Here is a 15,020-nt window from a genome sequence, read left to right as displayed (position 1 = left end):
CAGATCGGCAGTACTCGCGAGGAGAGTCTTTCGGGGTGTTGCCATGACGGCGCGTGCTCCGTGTCCACCGGCTCCCGGGCCCCTCGAGGGGTACGCGGCCAGGTTCGACGACCTGTTCAGCTCGCTGGCCCAGCGGCGGGGATTTCGCGAGTACCTGACCGGCCTGTTGCTTCCAAGGGACCGGAACAAGACGCTGACCACGCTCGCCGGGGCCGAGCCGGTGATCGGGGCCCAGCATCCGGCGGTGCAGCGGCTGGAGTTCTTCCTGTCGGAGTCGACTTGGAAGTACGAGCAGGTCAACACCCGTCGGCTGGAGCTCTTGCTGGCCGATCCGGCCACCGCGCCGCACGGCTAGGGCGTGTTGGTGATCGACGATTCCGGGGACCGCAAGGACGGCACGGCCACCGCCCATGTCGGGCGGCAGTGGCTGGGCCGGCTCGGGAAGACGGACAACGGCGTCGTCTCGGTGACCACCGCGCCGTCCTCGGCCGACCCGTCTGCCACGCCCAGCGCCCCTGGCGCCAACACCCACGCCCGCACCGGCAACTGCCCGCATACCAGCGCCCGGGAACAGAAGAAACATCGACGCCATGGCCGATGTGGCCCGGCGACCACAAGGCGACCACCAGGCTGACGCAGCAACAGAAAGAGCCGGCACCTGGTTTCCCAAGTACCGGCTCTGACAACCGACTTCACAGTCGGGACGACAGGATTTGAACCTGCGACCCCTTGACCCCCAGTCAAGTGCGCTACCAAGCTGCGCCACGTCCCGTGGTCTGTCTGCCGGGCCCGGGGGCTTCGGCTTTCTGACCTTGTCTCCGATCTCTCGGCGACGTGGAAAACAATACAGCACCGGGAGGGGTGCTCGTTGCCAGTTTCCGGGGTGGGGCGGGCGTGCCGTGCAGGTCAGGGGGCGGGGTGATGGGCGTCGTAGTGGCGGAAGGCGGGGCGGCGGGCGGCGAGGAGGAGGACGGCGGCCACGCAGGTCAGGCCGCCGGCGAGGAGGGCGGTGGTGGAGGAGGTGAGGGAGGCGGCGGTGCCGGCGAAGAAGTCGCCGAGGCGGGGGCCGCCGGCCACGACCACGATGAAGATGCCCTGGAGGCGGCCTCGCATGTCGTCAGGGGCGCCGACCTGGAGCATGGTGTTGCGGAAGATCATGCTGATGCTGTCCGCGCAGCCGGCGGCGGCGAGCATCAGCAGGCCGAGCCAGAGGTGGGCGGAGAGGCCGAAGGCGGCGATGGCCAGGCCCCAGGCGGCGACGCCGGCGACGATGGCGGCGCCGTGCCGCCGGATCCGGGAGACCCAGCCGGAGAAGAGGGCGCCGGTCAGCGCGCCGACGGCGAGGGCGGCGACCAGCAGGCCGACCGTGCCGGGGCCGCCGTGGTAGACGGTGACGGCGATGGCGGGGAAGAGCGCGCGCGGGGAGGCGAAGACCATTGCGATCAGGTCGGCGACGAAGCTGGTGCGCAGGTTGGGGCGGCTGCGGAGGAAGCGCAGGCCGTCCAGGACGGAGGCGCGCTTGCGGGCGGCGCCGTCGCCGGGGCGCATGGCGGGCAGCCGCCACATCGCGTACAGGGTGCCGCTGAACGCCAGGGTGTCGACCAGGTAGGCGGACTGGACCCCGAAGGCGGCGATCAGCACGCCGCCGATCATCGGACCGACGGTGGTGCCGAGGCTCATGCTCATGCTGCCCAGCGCGTTGGCGGCGGGCAGCTGGTGGGGCGGCACCAGGCGGGGGATCATCGCCGACCGGGCGGGGGAGCTGAGCGCGAAGAAGCCGGACTGGAGGGCGACCGCCGCGTACAGCAGGCCCACCGAGCCGAGGCCGAGCAGGGCCTGGACGGCCAGTACGGCGGAGGTGAGGGCGAGTCCGGAGGAGCCGACCAGGCCGAGCAGGCGGCGGTCCACGGTGTCGGCGATCGCGCCGCCGTAGAGGCCGAGGCCGACCAGGGGGACGAGCGAGAACAGGCCGACCAGGCCGGTGGCGAAGCTGGAGCCGGTGAGGGCGTACACCTGGACGGCGACCGCCACCGCCGTCATCTGCTGGCCGACGGCGGAGACCACCTGGCCGGTCCAGAGCCGCCGGTAGTCGGGGTGCTCACGCAGCGGGCTGAGGTCGGCGAGCGCGCCTCGGCCCAGCCGTCGCCACCGCCCGCCCCCTCCCGCGCCGGGCTCGGGCGGTATGCCGCCGGATGCGGATGCGGATGCGGGCGCGGGCTCGGACGGAGCGGGGGGAGTGGTCGACACAGGCCTCATCCTCACCCACCGCCCCGCCGCGGCCGAAACGCTTTCCGGCCGCCGCCCCGCCCCGGCCCGCTACTTGGTCAGGACCTGCTTCTCGCCCGCCTCGACCGCCACCGACAGCCGGTTCCCCGGCGGCGGGAACGGGCAGACGAAGTGGTCGGCGAACGCGCACGGCGGCAGGTAGGCCCGGTTCAGGTCGAGCACGGTACGGCCTTCGGCGTCCGGCGCGGGCAGCGTGACGAAGCGGAACCGGTACGTCTCCCGCCCGCTGCTGCCGTCGGCGATCACGCCGCTCAGCCGGTCGCCCGCGCGGCTGACGGTGAGGGTGTGCGGCTCACCGGCCAGGTGGAAGGCGATCCGGCCGGTGACCGCGAGCGGCCGCTCCCGGCCGTCGGCGTTCGGCACCACCACGTCGTGGTCGTCCTCGAAGGGGGTGAAGACGGCGGGCACCGCCCACTCCGGCGCGTACGGGTAGACCGAGATCCCGGCGAACGCCGCGCGCCCGGCGGAGGCCGGGTCGAAGACCCGGAGGGCCGGCTCGCCCTCGCGCTCGATCGGCACCAGCAGGATGTCACCGAGCGTCAGCAGGTCGGCCGCCGGATCGGTGTCGGGGCGCAGCTCGACGGTGCCGTCCACTGCGTTCTCCGCGCCCTTCACCCGCAGCCCGTCGGCGGCCGCGGCCCGCACCAGCACCACACCGTCGGCGGCCCACCACCGGCCGGGCAGGCCGGGGATCTCGGCGGGCTCCGGCTCCAGCCAGTGCGTGCCGGTGAGTGAGAGTGCGCCGTGCGGAGCGCCGACGGACGCCGTGCGGCGCTCCGTCCAGTGCTTCCACTCCTCGGCGGCGGTGTCGGTCATCTGGTCCTCCCTGAGTGAACGTGCTCGGTCACGACCGTCGGTCACCGAGCGGCCGGAACAGCCCCTCCTGCATCACCGAGACGACCAGCCGGCCGTTCCGGTCGTAGATCTGACCCCGCGCCAGCCCGCGTGCGCCGTGCGCGATCGGGGACTCCTGCTGGTACAGCAGCCACTCGTCGGCCCGGAACGGGCGGTGGAACCACATCGCGTGGTCGAGCGAGGCCATGTCGAAGTTCCGGGTGCCCCAGAGCGGCTCGACCGGGGCCCGGACGGAGTCCAGCAGCGTCATGTCGCTGGCGTAGGTGAGCGCGCAGACGTGGATCAGCGGGTTGTCGGGGAGCGCGCCGTTGGTCTTCAGCCAGACCCCGCTGCGCGGCTCGACCCCGACCAGCTCCTCCTGGGTCCACTTCAGCCGGTCCACGTACCGGATGTCGAAGGGCTGCCGGCGGCTGATGAACGGCGGCAGCTCGCCGAGCCGGGCGCCCACCTCGTCCAGCGCACTCGGCAGGTCCTCCGGGCCGGGGACGTCCGGCATCGCGTCCTGGTGCTCGATGCCGCCCGCCTCGGGCACGTGGAAGTCCGCGGTCAGTGCGAAGATGCTCCGCCCCTGCTGGATGCCGAGCACCCGGCGGGTGGTGAACGACCGGCCGTCCCTGATTCGGTCCACCTGGTACACGATCGGCACCCCGGGCACGCCCGGCCGGAGGAAGTACGCGTGCAGCGAGTGCACCGGCCGGTCGCCCTCCACCGTCCGCCCCGCCGCCACCAGCGCCTGCCCGGCCACCTGCCCGCCGAAGGTCCGCTGGAGCGCCTCCTCGGGGCTGCGCCCGCGGAAGATGTTGAGCTCGATCTGCTCCAGGTCGAGCAGGTCCACCAGCTGGTCGACGGGGGTGCCCATAGTCGTGTCGTCCTCTCTCGGCCGGGCCACGTGCCGGGCCCGACGCTGCGTTCGTCTACCCAGAAGTCTGCACACCCGGCCCGCATTCCCGCCCGGCCGCCCCCGCCCGACGGCCGGCGCGCCGGGGACGGGACGGGCGGCCGCCGGGGGTCAGAACAGCCAGACGTAGGGGAGACAGAGCGTGAGCAGGACGCCGAGGACGGTGGCGCAGAAGGCGGCCGGTCGGGCGATCCGGCCACGTCCCTCCCCGTGCGAGCGGCGCCGCAGCGCCCAGGCACCGTAGAGCAGGAACGCGGTCGACGCGAGCACGACGACCACGGTGGCCGCCCGGTGGCTGCTCCAGGTCGATTCGACGGCGTCGGAGACCGCCAGGAAGGCGATCACCACGGCGACGCAGCCCACCACCTCGGCGACGCCCTCCAGCAGGAGCTTGCCGGGAGTGCGCGGGTGGACCTCCGCCTGCTCGGCCGGGGTAGCTGGTACCTGTTGGTCCGTCATGTCCGTCCTCCCCTGGGTGGGCCTGTCACCGCAGGAAGATGCGGCGGCAGGGCGCCACGGTTGCGCCGTAGGATAGTTGCATGGGAGCGCAAGTACAGCCGTGGGACGCCGCCGGGGCCGAGCGGGCGGTCGCGGTGCTCAAGGCGGTGGCCGATCCGGCGCGGTACCGGTTGCTGTGGGCGTTGAGTGGGGCGGAGCTGCCGGTGAGTGCGCTGGCCGAGTTGCTCGGGGCGCACGTGGCGGCCACCTCGCAGCATCTGGCGAAGCTGCGGGCGGCCGGGCTGGTGGACTCCCGTCGGGAGGGGACGCGGATCTTCTACCGGGCGGCCGAGGGCCCCGACGTACGTGGGCTGCTGGAGGCGGCGCTGCTGGTCGGGCAGGCGGCCGCGGGGAAGGGCGACGAGGCGGCTGTGGCTGGGGAGTTGGCGGCGGCGAAGGCCAGGGTCGGGCGGGCGCTGGCGCCGAAGCGGGTGCCGGAACACCGGCCGAAGCACGCCTGAACCGACCCCGGCCGACGCCGGGTGTCACTCGTCCTGGCGGCCGAGCAGGCCGTTCTCGTCCAGGCGGTACGCCTGCGGCTCGGCGTCGTAGGTGTACAGCTCCGCGTACCGGCCCCAGTCGGTGGCGGTCTCCAGCTGGCGGTCCACCTGCACGCTGGTGAAGTGGTGCGCCAGGACGTCGCGGAAGAAGCCGGCCCGCAGGGTGCCGGACGGGTTCTGCCGTAGGCTGCTGGTGATCAACTGGACCAGGGGGACGCTGATCGCGGCCATCGCGAAGATGGTCTTCGAGGTCTGCACGTCGGCCCGGGCGAAGGCGGTGCCGCGCTCGGTGAGCACCAGGTCGCCCCCGCCCGCGCCGTCACTGGGCGCGTCGTCGGCGCCGACGGTGGCCAGGCCGAGCAGGTCGAGGGCGTCCACCAGGGGCAGGATGTCGTCGACCGCCAGGCCCAGGTCGTCGGCCAGGTCGGCCAGGTCGCAGCGGCCGCCCGCGTGGGCGACCAGCTCGGCCAGGCCGGAGAGACCGTCGACGCTGGCCGGGGGCAGCGGGGTGTTGGCGGGGGTGCGGCGGTCAACAGTCGTGGTACGGCCGGGAGTTGCGGTCTCCTTGGGGTGGCCGGTCATGGTCCGGTAGACCTGGTCGATCAGTTCCTCGAAGGCGGGGCTGTTGCGGTCGCGCGGGCGGTCCTGGCCGACCTCGAAGGTGGCCTGCACGGTGCCGTACGGGCGGGAGCCGAGCACCACGATCCGGTCGGCCATCAGGACGGCCTCCTCGATGTTGTGGGTGACCAGCACGATCGCCCGGGTGGGGAACCGGCCGGACTCCCAGAGCTCCATCAGTTCGCCGCGCAGGTTCTCGGCGGTCAGCACGTCGAGGGCAGAGAACGGCTCGTCCATCATCAGGACGTCCGGCTCGACCACCAACGCCCGTGCGAAGCCGACCCGTTGGCGCATACCGCCGGAGAGCTCCTTGGGGTAGGCGGACTCGAAGCCGTCCAGGCCGACCAGATCGATCGCCTGCCGGGCGGCCTCGGCCCGGTCGGGGGCGTTCCAGCCCTGGGCCTCCAGGCCGAGTTCGACGTTCTGCTGCACCGTCAGCCAGGGCAGCAGGGCGAAGTTCTGGAAGACCATCGCGGTACCGGGGTTGGCGCCGTTCAGGGCGCGGCCCCGGTAGGAGACGGTGCCGGAGCTGGCCGGCACCAGACCCGCCAGGCAGCGCAGCAGGGTGGACTTGCCGGAGCCGGACCGGCCGAGCAGGGCGACCACCTCACCGGCCCGGATCTCCAGGTCGATCCCGCCCAGGACGGGCAGCTCGCCGTCGGCGCCGGCGTACGACTTGGTCAACCCGACGGTCTCCAGCAGGACTTCGCCGTCCACGGCGCGCTCGGGGCGGGCGGAAGCGGCAAGGGGGCGGCGGAGCAGAGTGGTGAGCTTCATGGTGGAACCTCCGGGGGTTCAGAGCGAGTAGCGGGTCTCGGCGAGCCGGTGCAGCCGCCGCCAGACCAGGCGGTTGAGCGCGACCACGTAGAGGCTCATCACGGCCACGCCGGCCAGCAGGCGCGGGAAGTCGGCGTCGGCGGTGGCGTGCGCGATGTACGCGCCGAGGCCGGTCGCGGTCAGGGTGGTGGCGCCGAAGGTGACCACCTCGGAGACGATCGAGGCGTTCCAGGCGCCACCCGAGGCGGTGATCCCGCCGGTGACGTAGGAGGGGAAGACGCCGGGGATGATCAGCCGCTTCCAGCGCTGCCAACCCCGGACACCGAGGTCGTCCATCGCCTCGCGCAGGTCGGCCGGGATCGCCATGGCGCCCGCGATGGTGTTGAAGAGGATGTACCACTGGGCGCCGAGCGCCATCAGCAGGATGCCGCCGATGTCGATCGACAGGCCGGTCCTGAGGAAGAACCAGACCGCCAGCGGGAACAGGAAGTTGGCGGGAAAACTGGCCAGCACCTGGATCACCGGCTGGGCGATCCGGGTCAGCTTCGGCGAGAAGCCGATCCAGACCCCGACCGGCACCCAGATCACCGTGGCGGCCACGATCAGCACCAACACCCGGGCCAGCGTGGCCAGTCCGAGCAGCAACGGTTCGCCGAACACGCCGAGCCCGGTGCCGGCATCCAGGTAGCGGCCGAGGCTGACCAGACCCCAGAGGATCAGGCCGCCCGCCACCACGGCGAAGACCAGGTCGCCGGTACGGCGCCGGGCGCGGTCGACCACCAGCGGGCGGTCGTCGACGCCGAACACCCGGCCGGCCCGGGAGCAGGCCAGACCCACCGGGCGGAGCCAACGGCCGATCAGGCGCGGCCAGTTGGAGCGCCGCAGGAAGTCCAGCACCAGCGAACGCTGGACCTCGCCGGCCCCCGACTGCTCGTTCTTGAACCGCTCGGTCCAGGCGGTCAGCGGCCGCCAGAACAGGAAGTTGACCCCGATCACCATGACCGCCATGGTCAGGATGGCCCAGCCGACCTTGCCCAGATCGCCGTCGGCGATGGCCGCCCCGGCGTAGGAGCCGACGCCCGGCAGGGCGTACTCCTGGCTGCCGACGCTGATCATCTCGGAGGCGACCAGGAAGAACCAGCCGCCGCCGAAGCTCATCATGCCGTTCCAGACCAGGCCGATCGCCCCGGCGGGCAGCTCGACCTTCCAGAACCGCATCCACCTGGTGAAGCCGAACGACCTTGACAGCTCGTCCAGTTCACGTGGCAGCGAGGTCAGCGACTGGTAGAACCCGAAGGTCATGTTCCAGGCCTGCGAGGTGAAGATGGCGAAGACCGCCGCGCACTCCAGGCCGAACATCGAGCCCGGGAAGAGCGCGATGAAGCCGGTCACCGCGATGGTCAGGAAGCCGAGCACCGGGACCGACTGGAGGATGTCCAGGGCCGGGATCAGCACCCGCTCCAGCCGGCGGCTGCGGGCGGCGGCGTAGGCGTAGCCGAAGGTGAAGACCACCGCCGCGGCCAGCGCCACGAACATCCGCAGCAGGCTGCGGGCCGCGTCGTACGGCAGCTGCGAGGGGTCGGTGTCGACCAGGGTGGTCCGGTCGGGGGTGAACGAGACCGTGGTGCCCTGGCCCACCCGCAGCGCGGTGTAGAGCAGTACCAGGACGGCCGAGGCGACCACCAGGTCGACCCAGGAGAAGCGGCCCGACCTGCGGGCAAGGGTGTGTTGGGTCCGGAAAGACAGCACGGGAGGGACCTCCGGTGCACACGGTGCGCACGCCGAGGCCCCCGGTCCGTGGCGGGCACGCCGACGGCCGGGCTACCGGCGGCGGCCGGTGCGGAGAGTTACGGAAAGAGGCTCAACGAACAACGCGGAGGCAGGGACGACTGGGAGGTTCGGTACCCATGGCTGCCTCCAATCGGTTCGCGGCACGGCAGAGCGCCGGGGTTCGTTTCCGTCCCCCCGAGTCTGCACCCTTGTTGCGTGGATGTGCAAACAGGTACGGATTACTAGTTCACGCCGCGCGGGCGGAACTGGATGCTGATCCGCGGCCCGACCGGGCGGGCCGTCTTCGGTACGGCGTGCTCCCAGGTGCGCTGGCAGGAGCCGCCCATCACCAGCAGGTCGCCGTGCCCGAGCGCGTACCGGACCGACTCCCCGCCCCCGCCGGCGGGCCGCAGCGCCAACGCGCGCGGCTCGCCGACCGAGACGATCGCCACCATGGTGTCCTCCGACCGCCCCCGCCCGATCCGGTCCCCGTGCCAGGCCACGCTGTCGTTGCCGTCCCGGTACAGGCAGAGCCCGGCCGTCGCGAACGGCTCGCCCAGCTCGGCCCGGTAGTGCGCGCTCAGTTCCGTTCGCATCTCGGTCAGCACCGGATCGGGCAGTTCGTCCCGCTCCCCGAAGTACGCCAGCAGCCGGGGCACCGACACCACCCGCTCGTACATCTCCCGCTGCTCGGCCCGCCATTCGACCCCGCCGGCCAGCTCCTCGAACAGCGCGTCCGCCCCCTGCACCCAGCCGGGCAGTACGTCCACCCAGGCCCCGCGCCCCAGCTCGGTCCGGCGCAGGCCGTCGAGCGGCCCGAGCTGGGGGCGGTCGGCGCTCAGCAGTGATCCCTGGAAGTGCATGGCTCCAGCGTACGCCCTGAATCGAAAAGCTGTTCTATTCTGGTTTCGGGATGGGGTCAGCGGTTCTTGAACTCCTCGAGGGCCGTCCGGACGGTCTTCGACATCGCTTCGCTCCCGACGTGCCCCGAGTCCTCGAAGATGTGCAGCCGCGCGTCCGGCCATGCCTTCGCCAGCTCCCAGGCCGTCTGCACCGGGCTGCCCATGTCGTGCCGGCCGTGCACCAGAACCCCCGGGATCCCCGCCAGCCGGTGGGCGTTGCGCAGCAGTTGGTCCTCCTCCAGCCACGCGCCGTTGCTGAAGAAGTGGGCGCAGATCCGGACGAACGCGATCCGTGCGTCGGCCTCCCGGGCGCTGTACATGCCGGGCACGCCGTTGGGCTCGTCCGAGATGACCGCGTCCTCCCAGGCGAGCCAGTCGGCGGCGGCCTGCTCCCGGACCGCCCGGTCGGGGTTCTCCATCAGCCGCGCGTAGGCCGCCAGCAGATCGCCGTCCCGCTCGTGCTCCGGAACGCCGTCGCGGAACCGGTCCCACGCCTCGGGACGGAACCGCCCGGCACCCTGGTACAGCCAGTCGACCTCGGAACGGCGGGTCGTCGTGACCGCCTGGATGACGATCTCGCTGACCCGCTCGGGGTGCTGCTGCGCATAGGCCAGGATGAGCGTCGATCCCCAGGAGGCACCGTCCAGCAGCCACCGTTCGATGCCGAGGTGCTCCCGCAGCAGCTCCATGTCGTCGATCAGGTGCTGCGTGGTGTTCAGGCTCATGTCCGCGGCAGGGTCGCTGGCGTGCGGGGTGCTGCGCCCGCAGTTGCGCTGGTCGAAGCGGACGACCCGGTAGCGCTCGGGATCCCACGCCCTGGTCGGCCGCTGCGGAACACCCGACCCCGGGCCGCCGTGCACGTACAGGGCGGGCTTGCCTTCGGGGTTGCCGAGCTGCTCGTAGTAGACGTGGTTGCCGTCTCCGGTGTCGAGCATTCCGTGGTGGTAGGGACTGGTCGGCGGATAGAGATCAGTCATGACCGTCGATCCTAGGGTGCGATCGTGGGCGAACTCCGGGATTCCTGGCCAATCCGTCGCTCCGGCACGGGTTTTGAGCCGGGTGTACGGCTGCGGCCGAAAGTCGATGGAGGCGGCCCGACGGCCGGTGGCAGACTGGCGCGCATGATCGAACCGGGGCCCAAGGCCGACCTCCAGCTGTACCTGCAGGACGCACGCGACGTGCTGCTGCTGAAACTTGACGGACTGTCGGAGTACGACCTCCGGCGGCCGATGACGCCGACTGGGACCAATCTGCTGGGGCTGGTCAAGCACCTGGCCGGTGCCGAGGCGGCGTACTTCGGCGAGACCTTCGGGCGGCCCTTCGAGACCCCGCCGCTGTGGATCGCGACCGACGCCGAGCCGAACTCCGACCTGTGGGCGACCGCGGAGGAGAGCCGCGAGCAGATCGTCGGGCTCTACCGGGAGGCGTGCGCCCACTCGGACGTGACGATCGCGGCGCTGCCGTTGGACGCGCTCGGGCGGGTGCCCTGGGGAAAGCGGAGCGAACTGACCCTGCACCGGATCCTGGTCCACATGATCGGCGAGACCCACCGGCACGCGGGTCACGCCGACATCGTCCGGGAACTGATCGACGGATCGGTGGGCCAGCGCGGCGAGAACGACAACCTGCCGCCGGGCGACCGCAGTTGGTGGGCGGAGCACCGCGAGCGGCTGGAGCGGGTGGCACGGGAGGCAGGCCGCTGCGGGGACTGACGGCCGAGTGCGTGATGTGGTCGACTCGTCGACATGGAAACTGTGTTGGCCGCCGCCGTGGCCGTACTCGGCACCCTGACCGGCTCGTTCGGGACGCTGCTGCTCCAGCGCCGCGACGCCGACCGCACCGCGAACGCGGCCCGGGAGGAGCGCCTGCGGCAGGAACGCGCGAGTGCCTGCCTGGCGTTCGCCGAGGTCCTGACCGAGCTGATGCGCGCGTCCGTGAACGTCTGGCTCCGCCGCCACGACGAGCCGCGCGAGGACGAGGCCGTCCGCACCGCCCGCCAGGAGGCCGACCGGTGTGGCGCGCCGGCCCAGTCCGCGATGTTCCGCATGCAGCTGATGACCCACGACCAGCAGCTCGGCGCGCTCGCACACGCCGTCTTCGACCTGGTCGGAACCGTCCAGCCCGCAGGCAGCCGGGAGGAGCTGAAGCGGGCGGAGCGGGCCTTCGAACTCGCGGTGGAGGCATTCATCGCGGAAGCCCACCGGCTGGTGACCTGACGGGAGTTCAGGCCACCGGGCGGACAACCGCCTGCTCGATGACGGCACGCGGCAGCACCGGGTTGGCGGCGGCCGCCTCCACCACCTGCCAGTCCTCGTCGCCGAGCAACCCGGCCAGCACCGAGGGCGGCAGGGCGGGATGCCCGGCGGCCGCCTGCCGCGCCCGACGGTCCGTCAGGCAGACCAGCAGTGCCGAGGCAGTCGCGTTCGGGTGCCGCGAGATCGCCCGGAGTGCCTTCAGGGCCGGCGGGTTGCGGTGGGCGAGGTCCGTCAACAGGGCTGACGGAGCATCGGGATTGGCCGCCAGCATCGCGGCCACCCGGTCGCCGTGCCGATCGAGCATGGCCCGGAGCTGCGCCTCGGACAGGCCGGGGTGCGCTGCGACCGAGGCGACCACCTTCGCGTCGGGGTCGGCGGCCAGGGTGTCCCGGACCTCGGCGGGCAGGTCCCGCCGCTGGGCGAGCAGCATCCGCGCCGTCGAACTCGGCGACCGTACGAGCTCGTTGACCTCCTGGGCGGACGCGGTCGCCACCCGTGGCAGCAGGACCGGGCCGATCCGGACGCTGTCGACCAGCAAGGTCAGCAGGTCGAGCGGCAGTCGTGGGTGGTGCACGAGGCTGCGCCGGACGTCGTGTCCTTCGTCGTCGGCCAGGCGGCGCATCAGTGTCTCGTCGATCGCCGGGTTCGCCGCCAGGGTGGACCGCGTCCAGGGTATGGGGTCCTCGGCGAGCCGTGTGTAGGTGGATGCCAACAGATCGGTCCGGCAGGCGAGTTCGCGGCGCAGCAGAGCGGACGGATGGTCGGTGAAGCCGGCACAGGCTGCCGGGGGCGTGGCCGGGTTGGCCAGCGCCGCCTGCTGGATCGCGTGCACCGTGGACTGATGGCTGCCGTCGCAGGCCGCACCCGGCGGCAGCCCGCAGTTGAGGCGTGGGCAGTGCGGGTCGTGTTCGAACGGGACGGGGTCGTGGTCGCACACCGAGCACCACCGGGCCGGTGGCAGCCCGTCGCCGGTGAGCAGCATCGCGAGTACGGCCGGCGGTGTCGCCGTGTTGGCGGCCACCGAGCGGCGTACGTCGGCGTGCGGGTGCTCCGCGAGCCGGGCGGCCGAGTCGGCCGTCGTCCACAGCGCGAGCTCGGCGACCACCCGGATCACGGGATCGGCGCCGAGCAGCGCCGTCACCTCGGGCGGCAGATCGGGGCAGGCGGCCAGCCTCTCCCGCCGGTCGACGGCCGGGTCCGTCGCCAACAGCCGTGCCCAGGAAGGGTCTCCGGCGCGCTCGTCGAGCAGGGTGATCGCGGCCGAGGGCTGCCGGGCGGGATCGACGTCGGCGGCGGTGAGCAGCCCGGAGAGCACGAGCCGACTCACCGAGTCCTCGTCCCGCGCCGCGAGCGCGACCGCCTGGGCGCGACTCAGGTCCGGACGGTCGGCGAGCTCCGCGAGGGTGTCGGCGTCGGCGGTGGCGATCAGTCGGTCGAGGAGGGCAGTCGGCAGCGCCGGGTTGGCGGCGAGTCCGCACAGGAGGTGATCCACGGCAGAATCCTGTCAGGAGGGTGCTCCTGTGGCTCGTGGATTTCCGCGGGCGTTCCGACCTCGAAAGGCTGCTCCGCCATGACCGACCGTCTGCCCGCCCCGTTCGGGAACTTCGAGACCGCGTTCGCCGCCCTCACGTTGGACGAGCCCCTGGTCGGGCCGGTGGCGGATGCGTTGAAGAACTGGGACGTGCCCGGTGCCGCCCGGTCGGTGCTGTACGTCGACACCGATCCGGCGAAGGCCGACACCGCGGTGTTCTGCGAGGCGTACGACGTCGCTCCCGAGGTGTCCGCGAACTGTGTGGTGATCGCGGCCAAGCGTGGTGGCGAGACCACCCTGGCCGCCTGCCTGGCGCTGGCCGGGACCCGGGTGGACGTCAACACGGCCGTCCGCAAGCACCTCGGCGCGCGCAAGGCGTCGTTCGCGCCGATGGAGACGGCCGTCGCGGAGACCGGGATGGAGTACGGCGGCATCACGCCGGTCGGCCTTCCGGCCGGCTGGCCGTTGCTGATCGACGCGGCCGTGGTGGCGGCGCCGTTCGTGCTGGTCGGGAGTGGGCGGCGGCGGGGCAAGCTGATCCTGCCGGGGTGGGTGCTGGCCCAACTGCCGGGCGCGCAGGTGATGGAGGGGCTCGCGAGTGAGGCCCTAGGGTGGCCCGATGAGCGAAGACACCGTCGTCACCCTGCGGCCCGTACGGGAGGAGGACCTGCGGGTCCTCGAAGCGTTCCTCACCGATCCCGAGGCGGCGGGTGAGTTCCAGTGGCAGGGCTGGTCGGACCCGGGGCGGTGGCGTCGGCAGTGGCTGGAGAACGGGATGCTGAGCGAGGACGGTGGCACGCTGATCGTGGCCGACGGCGGTGAGGCGGCCGGGTTCGTCTCCTGGCGGAAGGTGATGTGCTGGCGCGGCACGTCCTGCTGGAACACCGGCATCTCGCTGCTGCCGGCGGTCCGCGGACGCGGTCTCGGTGCGCCGGCGATGCGCGAGCTGGTCCGGTACCTGTTCGCGCACACCCAGCTGGTCCGGGTCGAGGCGGCCACCGAGGTGGCGAACGTCGCCGCCCAACGGGTGCTGGAGCGGGCCGGGTTCAGCCGGGAGGGCGTGCTGCGCAGCATCGCGTACCGGAACGGGCAGTGGCACGACGAGGTCGGCTACAGCGTGCTGCGCTCCGACCCCTCGTGGCAGTAGCGGCGGGTCAGAACAGGTCGGCGAGCCGCTTGCCGACCGCCCACGCCTCCGCGGCGTCGCAGGCGGCCAATTCGAGATCGGCGGCCACGGCGCGGTCGGCCAGGGCCCGGGTGGCGTAGAAGCCGACCCGGTCGCAGAACACCTCGCGGATGTCGGCACCGGTCGCGGGCGCCAGCGTGACGGTGGTGGTGGCGAGGGTGAGGTCGCGGATGCCGTCGGGTGTGACGGTCAGTGAGAACGACCCCTGCCACCCGCCATGCTGGGCCAGCGGAGCGCCCGTCCGGGACCGCCCCGCCGGAAATCGCCGAGAAAAATCTTCCGAGGCGTTGAGTGCTCCGCCGGCCGGCTCCGTACTGATGGATGCGAATGTCCATCAGATCTCGTGGGGGAGACCACTCATGCGCAACCTTCGCCGCACCGCCCTGCTGACCGTCCCGGCCGCCGTGGCCGGTCTGCTGCTGCTCACCGCCTGCGGCTCGGACGGCAAGCCCGCCGCCACCGCTACTCCGGCGGCCTCGGCGCCCGCCGCCTCCACCCCTGCCGCCTCCGCGCCCGCCACGGACAAGGCCGCCACGGACAAGGCCGCGCTGAAGGGCTCGCTGGCCGCCGGGAACACCGCGAAGTTCGGGGCGATCGTGCTGGACGGCCTGGACTACACGCTGTACCGCTTCGACAAGGACACCGCCAACCCGTCGGCCTCCAACTGCAACGGCGACTGCGCCGCCAAGTGGCCGCCGGTGCCGGTGAACGCCCAGGGCACGATCAAGGGGATCGACGCCAAGCTGGTCGGCAGCGTCACCCGGGCCGACGGCACCAAGCAGCTCACCCTGGGCGGCTGGCCGCTGTACCGCTTCGCGGGCGACAAGGCACCGGGCGAGACCAACGGCCAAGGCGTGGGCGGCACTTGGTTCATCGCCGCGCCGGACGGCAAGAAGGCGGCGGCCGGTACCGGCACGGGCGGCAACGGCTACTGATGGCTTCCG

At 72.3% G+C, this 15,020-nt stretch carries 15 protein-coding genes, 1 tRNA gene and 2 pseudogenes; 7 read left to right on the top strand and 11 right to left on the bottom strand.

Annotated elements, in window-relative coordinates:
- Positions 1 to 43: 43 nt before the first annotated feature.
- Positions 44 to 574, top strand: a pseudogene (locus F4556_RS39855) (transposase); the annotation flags it as partial.
- 124 nt (positions 575 to 698) lie between these two features.
- Here the strand turns inward: F4556_RS39855 and F4556_RS07430 are convergent.
- From F4556_RS07430 to F4556_RS07410, 5 genes are all read right to left on the bottom strand, one after another.
- Positions 699 to 772: transfer RNA gene (locus F4556_RS07430), tRNA-Pro, on the bottom strand.
- A gap of 134 nt (positions 773 to 906) precedes the next feature.
- The gene (locus tag F4556_RS07425) at positions 907 to 2,256 is read right to left on the bottom strand and encodes an MFS transporter (RefSeq protein WP_184912711.1); all 1,350 of its coding nucleotides are present in this window, start codon (positions 2,254 to 2,256) and stop codon (positions 907 to 909) included.
- Between the two features lie 60 nt (positions 2,257 to 2,316).
- Positions 2,317 to 3,102: a DUF1684 domain-containing protein gene (locus F4556_RS07420; RefSeq protein WP_184912709.1), complete on the bottom strand. Its 786-nt coding sequence runs from the start codon at positions 3,100 to 3,102 to the stop codon at positions 2,317 to 2,319.
- A 28-nt stretch (positions 3,103 to 3,130) separates the two neighbouring features.
- On the bottom strand, positions 3,131 to 4,000 hold the full coding sequence (locus F4556_RS07415) for an acyl-CoA thioesterase (protein WP_184912707.1): 870 nt from the start codon (positions 3,998 to 4,000) through the stop codon (positions 3,131 to 3,133).
- Between the two features lie 150 nt (positions 4,001 to 4,150).
- On the bottom strand, positions 4,151 to 4,498 hold the full coding sequence (locus F4556_RS07410; protein WP_184912705.1) for a hypothetical protein: 348 nt from the start codon (positions 4,496 to 4,498) through the stop codon (positions 4,151 to 4,153).
- Between the two features lie 80 nt (positions 4,499 to 4,578).
- Here F4556_RS07410 and F4556_RS07405 point away from each other — a divergent pair, with 80 nt between their 5' ends.
- Positions 4,579 to 4,998, top strand: coding sequence for an ArsR/SmtB family transcription factor (locus F4556_RS07405; protein WP_184912703.1), 420 nt, complete (start codon positions 4,579 to 4,581; stop codon positions 4,996 to 4,998).
- Between the two features lie 24 nt (positions 4,999 to 5,022).
- Here the strand turns inward: F4556_RS07405 and F4556_RS38990 are convergent, their stop codons facing one another.
- The 4 genes from F4556_RS38990 to pip form a co-directional block, all read right to left on the bottom strand.
- Positions 5,023 to 6,432 (bottom strand): ABC transporter ATP-binding protein, encoded by a 1,410-nt coding sequence (locus tag F4556_RS38990; protein ID WP_184912701.1) that lies wholly within the window; start codon positions 6,430 to 6,432, stop codon positions 5,023 to 5,025.
- An 18-nt stretch (positions 6,433 to 6,450) separates the two neighbouring features.
- The gene (locus F4556_RS07395) at positions 6,451 to 8,181 is read right to left on the bottom strand and encodes an ABC transporter permease (RefSeq protein WP_313068199.1); all 1,731 of its coding nucleotides are present in this window, start codon (positions 8,179 to 8,181) and stop codon (positions 6,451 to 6,453) included.
- Positions 8,182 to 8,444: 263 nt separating this feature from the next.
- Positions 8,445 to 9,065 (bottom strand): alpha-ketoglutarate-dependent dioxygenase AlkB, encoded by a 621-nt coding sequence (locus tag F4556_RS07390; protein ID WP_184912699.1) that lies wholly within the window; start codon positions 9,063 to 9,065, stop codon positions 8,445 to 8,447.
- Positions 9,066 to 9,121: 56 nt separating this feature from the next.
- Positions 9,122 to 10,081 carry a prolyl aminopeptidase gene (gene pip / locus F4556_RS07385; RefSeq protein WP_184912697.1) on the bottom strand — a complete coding sequence of 320 codons (960 nt, stop codon included), beginning with the start codon at positions 10,079 to 10,081 and terminating at the stop codon, positions 9,122 to 9,124.
- 144 nt (positions 10,082 to 10,225) lie between these two features.
- On the opposite strand from pip, the gene F4556_RS07380 reads away from it, so the two are divergent.
- Positions 10,226 to 10,816 (top strand): DinB family protein, encoded by a 591-nt coding sequence (locus F4556_RS07380; RefSeq protein ID WP_184912695.1) that lies wholly within the window; start codon positions 10,226 to 10,228, stop codon positions 10,814 to 10,816.
- 33 nt (positions 10,817 to 10,849) lie between these two features.
- A complete protein-coding gene (gene kilB / locus F4556_RS07375; protein WP_184912694.1) occupies positions 10,850 to 11,320 on the top strand; it encodes a plasmid transfer protein KilB in 471 nt (156 codons plus the stop codon).
- Between the two features lie 7 nt (positions 11,321 to 11,327).
- Here kilB and F4556_RS07370 read toward each other — a convergent pair whose 3' ends face one another.
- Positions 11,328 to 12,851 (bottom strand): hypothetical protein, encoded by a 1,524-nt coding sequence (locus F4556_RS07370; RefSeq protein ID WP_184912692.1) that lies wholly within the window; start codon positions 12,849 to 12,851, stop codon positions 11,328 to 11,330.
- A 78-nt stretch (positions 12,852 to 12,929) separates the two neighbouring features.
- Here F4556_RS07370 and F4556_RS07365 point away from each other — a divergent pair.
- Positions 12,930 to 13,484: pseudogene (locus F4556_RS07365) on the top strand (YbaK/EbsC family protein); the annotation flags it as partial.
- 25 nt (positions 13,485 to 13,509) lie between these two features.
- Entirely contained in the window at positions 13,510 to 14,037 is a 528-nt protein-coding gene (locus F4556_RS07360; RefSeq protein ID WP_184912688.1) for a GNAT family N-acetyltransferase, read from the top strand.
- Positions 14,038 to 14,044: 7 nt separating this feature from the next.
- Here F4556_RS07360 and F4556_RS39380 read toward each other — a convergent pair whose 3' ends face one another.
- Positions 14,045 to 14,179 carry a hypothetical protein gene (locus F4556_RS39380; protein ID WP_313068198.1) on the bottom strand — a complete coding sequence of 45 codons (135 nt, stop codon included), beginning with the start codon at positions 14,177 to 14,179 and terminating at the stop codon, positions 14,045 to 14,047.
- Positions 14,180 to 14,435: 256 nt separating this feature from the next.
- Here F4556_RS39380 and F4556_RS07350 point away from each other — a divergent pair, with 256 nt between their 5' ends.
- Positions 14,436 to 15,011, top strand: coding sequence for a hypothetical protein (locus tag F4556_RS07350; protein ID WP_184912687.1), 576 nt, complete (start codon positions 14,436 to 14,438; stop codon positions 15,009 to 15,011).
- Positions 15,012 to 15,020 lie beyond the last annotated feature (9 nt).

The organism is Kitasatospora gansuensis (assembly GCF_014203705.1).
GTDB classification, from domain to species: Bacteria; Actinomycetota; Actinomycetes; order Streptomycetales; family Streptomycetaceae; genus Kitasatospora; species Kitasatospora gansuensis.
Note: the sequence above shows the minus strand (reverse complement) of the source record. Positions and strands in the feature narration are given on the sequence as shown.

Bases quoted from the DNA above. Each gene is read 5' to 3' on its own strand.
- F4556_RS07425 (WP_184912711.1), bottom strand. From the start codon at position 2,256: ATGAGGCCTGTGTCGACCACTCCCCCCGCTCCGTCCGAGCCCGCGCCC.
- F4556_RS07420 (WP_184912709.1), bottom strand. From the start codon at position 3,102: ATGACCGACACCGCCGCCGAGGAGTGGAAGCACTGGACGGAGCGCCGC.
- F4556_RS07415 (WP_184912707.1), bottom strand. From the start codon at position 4,000: ATGGGCACCCCCGTCGACCAGCTGGTGGACCTGCTCGACCTGGAGCAG.
- F4556_RS07410 (WP_184912705.1), bottom strand. From the start codon at position 4,498: ATGACGGACCAACAGGTACCAGCTACCCCGGCCGAGCAGGCGGAGGTC.
- F4556_RS07405 (WP_184912703.1), top strand. From the start codon at position 4,579: ATGGGAGCGCAAGTACAGCCGTGGGACGCCGCCGGGGCCGAGCGGGCG.
- F4556_RS38990 (WP_184912701.1), bottom strand. From the start codon at position 6,432: ATGAAGCTCACCACTCTGCTCCGCCGCCCCCTTGCCGCTTCCGCCCGC.
- F4556_RS07390 (WP_184912699.1), bottom strand. From the start codon at position 9,065: ATGCACTTCCAGGGATCACTGCTGAGCGCCGACCGCCCCCAGCTCGGG.
- pip (WP_184912697.1), bottom strand. From the start codon at position 10,081: ATGACTGATCTCTATCCGCCGACCAGTCCCTACCACCACGGAATGCTC.
- F4556_RS07380 (WP_184912695.1), top strand. From the start codon at position 10,226: ATGATCGAACCGGGGCCCAAGGCCGACCTCCAGCTGTACCTGCAGGAC.
- kilB (WP_184912694.1), top strand. From the start codon at position 10,850: ATGGAAACTGTGTTGGCCGCCGCCGTGGCCGTACTCGGCACCCTGACC.
- F4556_RS07360 (WP_184912688.1), top strand. From the start codon at position 13,510: ATGAGCGAAGACACCGTCGTCACCCTGCGGCCCGTACGGGAGGAGGAC.
- F4556_RS07350 (WP_184912687.1), top strand. From the start codon at position 14,436: ATGCGCAACCTTCGCCGCACCGCCCTGCTGACCGTCCCGGCCGCCGTG.